Below are 8802 nucleotides of genomic sequence, written 5' to 3' on the forward strand. Positions count from 1 at the left end.
CTCGCCGACGCGCCGAGCGCCGAGCCGACGGACCGGATCATCGCCGCCGTCCGCGACCGTGAGGTCCTGCTGATCCTGGACAACTGCGAGCACGTGATCGAGTCGGCGGCGGCGTTCGCCCATCGGGTGCTCGGGGAATGCCGGCGGCTGCGGATCCTCGCGACGAGCAGGGAACCGCTCGGCATCACCGGCGAGGCGCTCTGGCCGGTCGTGCCGCTGGCCTTGCCGGACAAGGACGCCGGCCCCGGCGAGATCGAGGCCTCCCCCGCGATCCGGTTGCTGCGGGACAGGGCGAGCGCGGTGCGCAAGGACTTCACGGTCGACGACGCCACCTTGGCGACGATGCTGCGTGTCTGCCAGGTGCTGGACGGGATGCCGCTGGCGATCGAACTGGCCGCGGCGCGGCTGCGCACGATGTCCATCGACCAGCTCGCCAACCGCCTCGACGACCGTTTCCGTCTGCTGACGGGCGGCAGCCGTACCGCGCTGCCCCGGCACCGGACGCTGCGCGCGATGGTCGACTGGAGCTGGGAACTGCTTTCCGACGCCGAACGTGTGGTCCTGTGCAGGCTCTCGGTGTTCTCCGGTGGGGCGAGCATGGAAGCGGCCGAAAAGGTCTGCTCGGGGGACGTGGTCGAGGAGTACGAGGTGCTCGAACTCCTCACCACGCTGACCGAGAAGTCGCTGCTGGTCGCCTCGGGCGACGGCGCGCCGCGCTACCGGATGCTCGGCACCATCAAAGAGTACGCCTCTCAGCGGCTCGACGAAGCGGGCGAAACGGAGCTGGCGCGCCAGGCGCATCTCACCTACTTCACCGAACTCGCCGAGACCGCGGAGCCGCTGCTGCGCCGAGCCGAACAGCTGGAATGGCTCGCCACACTCAATTCCGAGCACGACAACATCACTTTCGCGATGCGTGGCGCCCTCGCGGCGGGCGAGACGCACGCGGCGATGCGGCTCGCGGCGGCCGCGGGCTGGTACTGGTGGCTCAGTGGGCACCGGGCGGAAGGCATGGAGCTGGTCAGCGCGGCCGTCGAAATGCCCGGCGAGGTGCCCGGCGAAGTCGGGGCCATGGTGTACGGGCTCGTCTCGCTGTTCGTGAGCTCCGGCTTCGCCGACGAGAACACCGCGGCGAAGTGGATCCACGAGGCATACCGGCTCGGTCAGGAAGGTGCGGCGAACCATCCGCTGCTGGGACTCGTCGTCCCGCTGGTCCGCATGCTGGAGGGGGCCGACCCGCTGTCCGCGTGGGAACCCACGCTGGAGAACGAGAACGACTGGGTCCGCGCGCTGGCCCGGCTGCACCTGGGCAAGATGCGGATCTCACTCGGCCGCCCCGGGGACGAGGCGGAGGCGTATCTCGAGCGGGCACTCGCCGAGTTCCGGGTCATCGGCGAACGGTTCGGGATCTCGTTCGCCCTGACCGAGCTGGCGGACCGGATCGCCACCCGCGGCGAATTCGCCACCGCGTGCGAGTACTACGAGCAGGCGGTCACGGTCGTGACCGAGGTCGGGGCCGTCGAGGACCTCATCCGGCTGCGGTCGCGTCAGGCCCAGCTGTACTGGCTGCTGGGCGACGAGGAGGCGAGCGCGGCCGCCACGGCCGAAGCGCTTCGGCGCGCCGAAGGTGTCACGTGGCCGGGTGCGCTGGGCATGCTGGCCCTTTCGCGGGCGGAACTCGCGCATTGGCGCGGCGAAGCCGAGGAGGCGGCGCGGCAACTCGCCGTCGCGACGACGGTGATGGGCGACGAAGCGCGGTTGGGACACGTCCGCGCCATCACCCACGACCTGCGGGGTTATCTCGCCGACGATCTCGAGGAGGCCCGGCGGCACCGCGCGTCGGCCTTCGAGGCGGCGGCCGAGTTGCGGCACGTGCCCCTCCTCGCCCACGTCCTCGTCGGGGTCGCGGATCTGGCCCTGCGCCGCGACGAGCCCGAGCAGGCCGCGCGGCTGCTCGGAGCGGCCGACGAACTGCGCGGGCTGCCGAATCGCGCGCATCCGGACGGGGCCAGGATCGAGGAAACGGCGCTGCGCCGCCTCGGCGAAACGAAGTTCGCGGAGGCGGCGCGGGAGGGTGCCCAGGCCGGCTGGCAGAAGCTGGCGGAGGTCACGCTCGCTTCTTGAACGTCGAGGACGCCCACAGGTACCCGACGAGCGCGATCCCGGCCGACCAGCCGAGCGCGGGGATGACGTCGCCGGCGGCCGGCGTGCCGTTGAGAAGCCCGCGCAGGGTCTCGATGATCGGCGTGAAGGGCTGGTACTCCGCGAATTCCCGGAGTCCCGGTCCCATCTTCTCGGCCGGGACGATCGCGCTGCTGAAGAACGGCAGCATGACCAGCGGCACGGAGGCCATCCCCGCGGTCTCCGGGGACTTCGCCGCCAGACCCAGCGCGATGGTGAGCCAGGACGCCGCGAAACCGAGCAGCACGACCACGCCGAGCACGCCGAGCCATTCGAGCAGGCCCGCCGACGGGGTGAAGCCCAGCAGGAAGGCCACTCCGACGAGGGCGGCGATGGCGACGAGGTTGGTCAGCACGCTGGCGACGACGTGGCCGGTCAGCACCGCTCCTCGCGAGACGTCCATGACCTTGAACCGGTTGATGATGCCCTTGGTCATGTCGGAGTTCACCGCCGTGGCGGTGGCCCCCAGCCCGTAGCAGACGGCGAGCAGCATGAGACCCGGCGTCGCGTAGTCGACATAATCGACGCCGACGCTGAAGGCGTCTCCGAACACGTACACGAACATCAACATCATCACGACCGGCATCAGGACCGCGTTGAAGACCGAGGTCGGATTCCGCGCGATGTGCTTGAAGTTGCGGCGAAGCATGACGATCGAGGGGGATTTGGCACTCATCACTTGGCCTCCGTGCTGTGGCCCGTCAGGGCGAGGAAAACGTCGTCGAGATCAGGGGTGTGGACGGAGAACTCTTCGGCGGCGACAGCGTTCTCGTCGAGCAGGTCGAGGAGGTCTCGCAGGGATTTCGTTCCCGCGTCGCTGGGGACCCGGAGGACCAGCGCCTCGTCGTCCCGGGTGGAATCGGTGAAGAGCCGCGCGGCCGCGTCGAGTTCGGCGGGGGTGGTGAAGCGGAGCCGGACATGTGTCCCGGGGATCTGGCGCTTGAGCTCGTCGGGAGTGCCCTGGGCGACCAGACGGCCCTGGTCGAGTACCGCGACCCGGTCGGCGAGCTGGTCGGCTTCTTCGAGGTACTGGGTGGTGAGGAAGATGGTGACGCCGTCGGCGACCAGGTCGCGGATGATCGACCACATCGTGCGGCGGCTGCGCGGGTCCAGTCCCGTCGTCGGCTCGTCGAGGAAGATGATCCGCGGGCTTCCGACGAGCGTCATCGCGAGGTCGAGTTTCCGGCGCATACCGCCCGAGTAGGTCGACGCCGGCTTCTTCGCCGCCTCCACCAGGTCGAAGCGTTCCAGCAGATCGGCGACGACCCGTTTGCCGTCCTTGACGCCGGCGCTCAGGTCCACCATCAGCTGCAGGTTCTCCTGCCCGGTCAGCAGTTCGTCCACCGCCGCGAACTGGCCGGTGACCCCGATCGCCGCCCGCACCGCCTTGGCCCCGGACACGATGTCGTGCCCGGCGACCCGGGCCGTCCCGCCGTCGGCCTTCATCAACGTGGTCAGCAGGTTCACCGTGGTCGTCTTACCCGCCCCGTTCGGGCCGAGCAGCGAGAAGATGGTGCCCGCGGGGACCTCCAGGTCGATGCCGTCGAGCACGACCTTGTCCCCGAAAGTCTTGCGCAGTCCGGAGACCGCGATCGCTGTTTCTGTCATGGGAGCCACTTTGGGCGGCGGTCCTGACACGGCCCCGCCACGCCGCTGACACGGCCACTGACACGGGTTCGCCGTCGTTGGTGTCAGTGCCGTGTCAGGTGTGTGTCAGCCGCCTCGGCGAGGGTGGGCGCATCGACCACCACGAAAGGAAGACCGATGACGCAGACGGTTCCCGTCCCGCAGGGCCTCCCGATGGACCGCGACGCGGGCCCCTTCTCCCCGCCCAGCCGGATCACTGAGCTGCGCGATACCCGCCCGGTGAGTCCGCTGGTCTTCCCCGACGGACACGAAGGCTGGCTCGTCACCGGCTACGAAGAGGTCCGGCAGATGATGGCCGACACCCGGTTCAGCTCCCGTCTGGACCTCGGCATCGTCCACGTGCCGTACGAGACTCCCGGCATGCCCGCCCCGACCGAGCCGTCCCCGCCGATGCCGGGGATGTTCATCGCCATGGACCCGCCGGACCACGGCAGGCTGCGGAAGCGGCTCACCGGCGCCTTCACCGTGAAGCGGATGAAGCAGCTCGAAGAGCACATCGTCGAGATCACCGAACGGCAGCTGGACGAGATGGCGCGGCTGACGCCACCGATCGATCTGGTCAAGGCGTTCGCGCTGCCGGTGCCCTCCCTGGTGATCTGCGAACTGCTCGGCGTCCCTTACGAGGACCGGGACGGCTTCCAGGCGCACTCCGCGCAGTTCATGGTCCGGGACCAGTCGCTCGAAGAGAAGATGGGCGCCTACATCGGGCTGAACACCTATCTCACCGAACTCGTCACCCGCAAACGCGCCGAGCCCGGTGAGGACATCCTTTCCGACCTCGCCCGCCATGACGACCTCACCGTCGAGGAGCTGGCGGGCGCCGCGTTCCTGCTGCTGCTCGCCGGGCACGAAACCACCGCGAACATGCTGGCGCTGGGCACTTTCGCGCTCCTGGAGCACCCCGATCAGCTCGCTGCGCTGCGTGCCGACGCGGAACTGCTCCCCGGCGCGGTCGAGGAACTCCTGCGGTACCTGTCCGTCGCCGACATCTTCCTCCGCTACGCCACCGAAGACCTCGAACTCGGCGGGGAAACGATCCCCCAGGGCGCGACCGTCGTCGTCTCGCTGCTGGCCGCCAACCACGATCCGCGCCGCTTCGAAGACGCCGGCACCCTGGACATCCGCCGCAACGCGCGCGGTCTGCTGTCCTTCGGCCACGGCGTCCACCAGTGCCTCGGCCAGCAACTGGCCCGTATCGAGATGCGGGCCGGGTTCGAGGCGCTGCTGCGGCGTTTCCCGGATCTCGCGCTCGCCATCCCCGCCGATGAGGTGAAACTCAAGACCGACATGAACATCTACGGCGTCCATGAGCTGCCGGTCACCTGGACCGCCTAGCCGATCCCGAGGCCCAGCCGGAGCTGGTGCGCCCACCAGCGCACATGCGCGGCCGAGCCCTTCGACGCGGCGCCGGTGAGTCCGGCGCTGCGTCGGAAAGCGTTGCCGTACAGGGCTTCCATCACCATCGCCTGATGCAGTGCGGCGACGGCGTGCCGGGTGTCGTCGAGGTCGCTGCCGGGCGGGCGGAGGCGGTGGAGGGCGTCGACGACCGGGTCGAGCATGCCGCTGCCCGGATCGCGCCATCCGGCCGCGTGCAGCGCCACCGCCAGTTCGCCGTAGCCGCGTTCGTACAGCGCATGAAGGGATTCGACGAGTTCGAAGAGGTCCGCGCCGTGGTCCAGCCACGCCGCGAGGACGTCCTTGAGGGCGTCTCGCAGCCCTCGCCCACCATGCCGGAGCAGTTCTCCGAGCAGCTTGTCGCGATTGCCGAAGTGGTGCGTGACGCCGGCGTCGGTCATGCCGACCCGCGCCGCCACCGCGCGCACCTGGACGGCGGCGACCCCCGACTCGGCGAGCAGGGCGGCCGCGGCGTCGAGGATCAGCCTGCGGGCCTCTTCCGGAGACCTTCGCGCTCGTGATGCGGTCACGGCCGACACTCTACCTTGATTCGCCAAGGTATCTGCTCTACCTTGACAGGCCAAGGTAGAGAGGGGGTGATCGCCTTGACCGACGTGAAGCTCGTCCTGGGCGAGGTCACCTTGTGCGGCACGGTGACCGGCACGGGTCCGGCGGTCCTGCTGCTCCACGCCGGCGGGGAGCGGCGCGGTGTCTGGGCTCCGGTCGCCGCACGGATGGCCGGGCACGGACTGCGGACGACGGCCTTCGATCTGCGCGGCCACGGGGAAAGCACCGGCCGGGCGACCACATTGCGGGCGCTCGCCGAAGACGTGGGCGCGATGGTGCGCCGGGAACCGGAGCCGATCGTCGTGGTGGGCGCCTCCGTCGGCGGGCTGGCCGCCATCTCCGCCCTCGCGGAACCGGCGCTCGCCCGTCGCGTCGCCGGTCTCGTGCTCGTCGACGTCGTCCCGGATCCCGATCCGGCGCGGGCCCGGTCCTGGCTCGACTTCCGCGGCCTCGGCGACCGCTACACCTCCCTCGTGGACGACATCCTCGGCTCGGGCCCCGCCCTGCTCGCGACGGCCGGTGCGCTGGACGTCCCGATCCTGCTCGTCCGCGCCGGAAAGGGATCTCCGCTCGACGACACCGACGTACGACGGCTGCACGCGGCCCATCACCGCGTCACCCTCGTGCGCATACCGACCGCCGGGCACCTCGTGGCCCGTGACGCGCCCGAGGTACTCGCGGACGTCGTGGCGGAGTACGCCTGCCACTGGCTCGCGAACCCGGACGGCCACCGGTGACCGTCCGGGTTCGCCGGTGTCAGTTCTTGAGCCAGCCGAGCAGCTTGACCTGCCCGCCGCCCTTCGCACCGGTCTTGTGGATCGACACGTCGACGGCTCCGTTCACGACATAGGAAGCACCGGCGCCGCCACCGCCCCCGGCGCTGTCGTTGGTGCCGGATCGACCGCCGCCTCCCCCGCCACCGCCCTTCACCGCGTATCCCGCACCGCCGCCTCCGCCGCCACCGGCCGTCGAAGCCCCGGGCGCGTCTTGCCCGCCGGCCCCCTTCGTCGTCTTCGCGGAGCCGCCACCACCTCCGTCGCCGCCGACTCCGAACGTCCCGCGGCCGCCTTTCTCGCCGTTGCCGGGTTTGTCGGCACCCGCGCCGCCGTCACCTCCGCCGGCCACCAGCGATCCGCCACCGGCGCCGCCGCCCCCACCGGCGACGATCAGGGGGACGTCGCCGCGGCAGACCGCGCTCGATCCGCCGCCTCCCCCGCCGTTGCGGCCGGAATCGGTCTCACCGGAGCCGCCCTTCCCGCCGGTGGTGAATCCGGAACCGCCGGATCTGCCCGCCTGTTTACCGACCACGACCTTGAGTGTTTCCCCGCCTTTGACCGGCAGTGTCGCTTCTACTTCGGCGCCGTGACCGGGGCCGCCGGAATCCGCGTTCCCGTGCCCTCCCTGGCCACCGCGCACCACGAACCTGCCCCATTTCGCGTCCGTCGGAACGTGGATTCCCGGTTCGCCTTCGACGTCTTCGAAGGTCTGCGCGAGTTCACCGGTGGCCGTCGTGTCCGTCATCGTTTCCTCCTGGATCGGCTGATGGACATCCAGTTTGGGAGGAGCGGAACACGCGCTGATAGTGCACGATCGGTCAAGAAAAAACTCCGCTGTGTCGCCCGGTCCGTCTTTTCGTACCAGCGAAGAGCAATGCGCTTCTACGTTCGTGTGAGAGGCGGGATTCGGCGCTTCGATCGAATGGTCCTGTCGAGTGAGGCGAGCAGATCGGAGAGCAGCGACGCGGTGAAATCGTCGGTGAGCTTTCCGTCGTCGTCGAAACGTTCGTGGCTGCGGAACACGGTCACTTCGGGTTTGACCACGACGTCGGAACCGATCGCGGCGAGAATCTGCCGGAGCGCCTGCTGCGCCCGGATCGAACCGAAGGCACCCGGTGAAGCGCCGGCCATCGCGATCGGCTTCCCGGACAGCGGCGACGAACCGGTGCTCGCCCAGTCGATCGCGTTCTTCAACGCGGCGGGCACGGACGAGTTGTGCTCGGGCGTCGCGATCAGCAGACCGTCCGCCTCGGCGATGTGACGGCGGAGAGCGGTCACCGCCTCCGGCGGGGTGCCGGTGTCGAGATCCTGGCTGTACAACGGAAGCTCGCCGAGTCCGGAGTACAGCTCGATGGTCATACCCCCGGGGCCGATCCGCCGGGCCGCCCGCAACAGGGCGGTGTTGTACGAGCCCGCGCGCAGGCTGCCGGACAGGGCGAGGATCTTGAGTTCGGTCATGGCTCTTCTCCTTCAGTTCTTGGCGCGGTCGAGGGTCTGGCTCAACGCCAGCGCGCCGAGGGCCAGTGCGAATCCGGTCACTTGCCAACCGGTGAGGGTCTGCCCGAGCACCAGGAAACCGGCGAGCGTGGCGACCAGCGGGGTGGTCAGTGTGAGCAGGGAGACCGAGGCCGGGGCGAGGCGGTCGATGCCGCGGAACCACAGCGGGTAGGCCAGCGCGGTGGCGACGATGCCGATGTAGCCGTAGCCGAGCAGGTTCGAGGTCGTCAGCGTGCCGGGAAGGCCTTCGAACAGCAGTGTCGCCGGGGCCAGCACGAGTCCGCCCAGGGTCAGCTGCCAGCCGGTCATCGCCAGCGGATGTTCGGGGCGGCCCCATTTCTTGGCGAGGACCAGGGCGACGGCCATCAACCCGACGGCCCCGAACATGGCGGCCAGCCCGAGTGGATCGAGGCGGGCTTCCGAAGTCAACGTCAGCAGGGCGACACCCCCGGCGCCGGCGATCGAGGCGAACAGGATCGGCGCCGGTGTCCGGACGCGGAGGACCGGGAGCGCGAGCAAGGCCACCAGCAGCGGTTGCAGGGCACCGAGGGTCGCGGCGACGCCGCCGGGGAGCCGGTACGCGGCGAGGAAGATGAGCGGCAGGAAGGCACCGAAGTTCAGCATCGCGAGCACCGCCGTCTTCCACCACCATGAGCCGTGGGGCAGCCGCCGGGTCAGGGCCAGCAGGACCAGACCGGCCGGAAGAGCCCGCAGGACGGCGGCGAGCAGCGGCCGGTCC

At 70.0% G+C, this 8802-nt stretch carries 9 protein-coding genes; 3 read left to right on the forward strand and 6 right to left on the reverse strand.

The features are described from left to right. Positions 1–2124, forward strand: a 2124-nt coding sequence (locus tag H5J31_RS38795) for an ATP-binding protein (protein WP_181777639.1), incomplete at its 5' end; no start/stop codon positions are given. On the opposite strand, the gene H5J31_RS38800 is transcribed toward H5J31_RS38795, so the two are convergent. Together H5J31_RS38800 and H5J31_RS38805 are read right to left on the reverse strand one after the other, a co-directional pair. Beyond that, positions 2108–2857: an ABC transporter permease gene (locus tag H5J31_RS38800; protein WP_181777640.1), complete on the reverse strand. Its 750-nt coding sequence runs from the start codon at positions 2855–2857 to the stop codon at positions 2108–2110. The genes H5J31_RS38795 and H5J31_RS38800 overlap by 17 nt on opposite strands. Beyond that, positions 2857–3789 (reverse strand): ATP-binding cassette domain-containing protein, encoded by a 933-nt coding sequence (locus H5J31_RS38805; RefSeq protein WP_181777641.1) that lies wholly within the window; start codon positions 3787–3789, stop codon positions 2857–2859. The genes H5J31_RS38800 and H5J31_RS38805 overlap by 1 nt, the downstream gene beginning before the upstream one ends. A gap of 156 nt (positions 3790–3945) precedes the next feature. Here H5J31_RS38805 and H5J31_RS38810 point away from each other — a divergent pair, with 156 nt between their 5' ends. Beyond that, positions 3946–5163, forward strand: a complete 1218-nt coding sequence (locus tag H5J31_RS38810) for a cytochrome P450 (RefSeq protein WP_181777642.1) — start codon at positions 3946–3948, stop codon at positions 5161–5163. Here the strand turns inward: H5J31_RS38810 and H5J31_RS38815 are convergent. Then, entirely contained in the window at positions 5160–5753 is a 594-nt protein-coding gene (locus H5J31_RS38815; RefSeq protein ID WP_181777643.1) for a TetR family transcriptional regulator, read from the reverse strand. The genes H5J31_RS38810 and H5J31_RS38815 overlap by 4 nt on opposite strands. Positions 5754–5819: 66 nt before the next feature. On the opposite strand from H5J31_RS38815, the gene H5J31_RS38820 reads away from it, so the two are divergent. Next, a complete protein-coding gene (locus H5J31_RS38820; RefSeq protein WP_328701730.1) occupies positions 5820–6527 on the forward strand; it encodes an alpha/beta fold hydrolase in 708 nt (235 codons plus the stop codon). 19 nt (positions 6528–6546) lie between these two features. On the opposite strand, the gene H5J31_RS38825 is transcribed toward H5J31_RS38820, so the two are convergent. The 3 genes from H5J31_RS38825 to H5J31_RS38835 all read right to left on the reverse strand — a co-directional run. Beyond that, positions 6547–7311 (reverse strand): PE-PGRS family protein, encoded by a 765-nt coding sequence (locus tag H5J31_RS38825; protein WP_181777644.1) that lies wholly within the window; start codon positions 7309–7311, stop codon positions 6547–6549. A 137-nt stretch (positions 7312–7448) separates the two neighbouring features. Next, positions 7449–8024 carry an NADPH-dependent FMN reductase gene (locus H5J31_RS38830; protein ID WP_181777645.1) on the reverse strand — a complete coding sequence of 192 codons (576 nt, stop codon included), beginning with the start codon at positions 8022–8024 and terminating at the stop codon, positions 7449–7451. A 12-nt stretch (positions 8025–8036) separates the two neighbouring features. After that, positions 8037–8802 (reverse strand): EamA family transporter (locus tag H5J31_RS38835; RefSeq protein WP_181777646.1); only part of this gene is annotated, 766 nt, incomplete at its 5' end.

It is taken from the genome of Amycolatopsis pittospori (genome assembly GCF_013870525.1).
Lineage (GTDB): Bacteria > Actinomycetota > Actinomycetes > Mycobacteriales > Pseudonocardiaceae > Amycolatopsis > Amycolatopsis pittospori.

Excerpts from the sequence above, each read along its gene's own strand:
- H5J31_RS38810 (WP_181777642.1), top strand. The coding sequence starts at position 3,946 with ATGACGCAGACGGTTCCCGTCCCGCAGGGCCTCCCGATGGACCGCGAC.
- H5J31_RS38805 (WP_181777641.1), bottom strand. The coding sequence starts at position 3,789 with ATGACAGAAACAGCGATCGCGGTCTCCGGACTGCGCAAGACTTTCGGG.
- H5J31_RS38825 (WP_181777644.1), bottom strand. The coding sequence starts at position 7,311 with ATGACGGACACGACGGCCACCGGTGAACTCGCGCAGACCTTCGAAGAC.
- H5J31_RS38800 (WP_181777640.1), bottom strand. The coding sequence starts at position 2,857 with ATGAGTGCCAAATCCCCCTCGATCGTCATGCTTCGCCGCAACTTCAAG.
- H5J31_RS38830 (WP_181777645.1), bottom strand. The coding sequence starts at position 8,024 with ATGACCGAACTCAAGATCCTCGCCCTGTCCGGCAGCCTGCGCGCGGGC.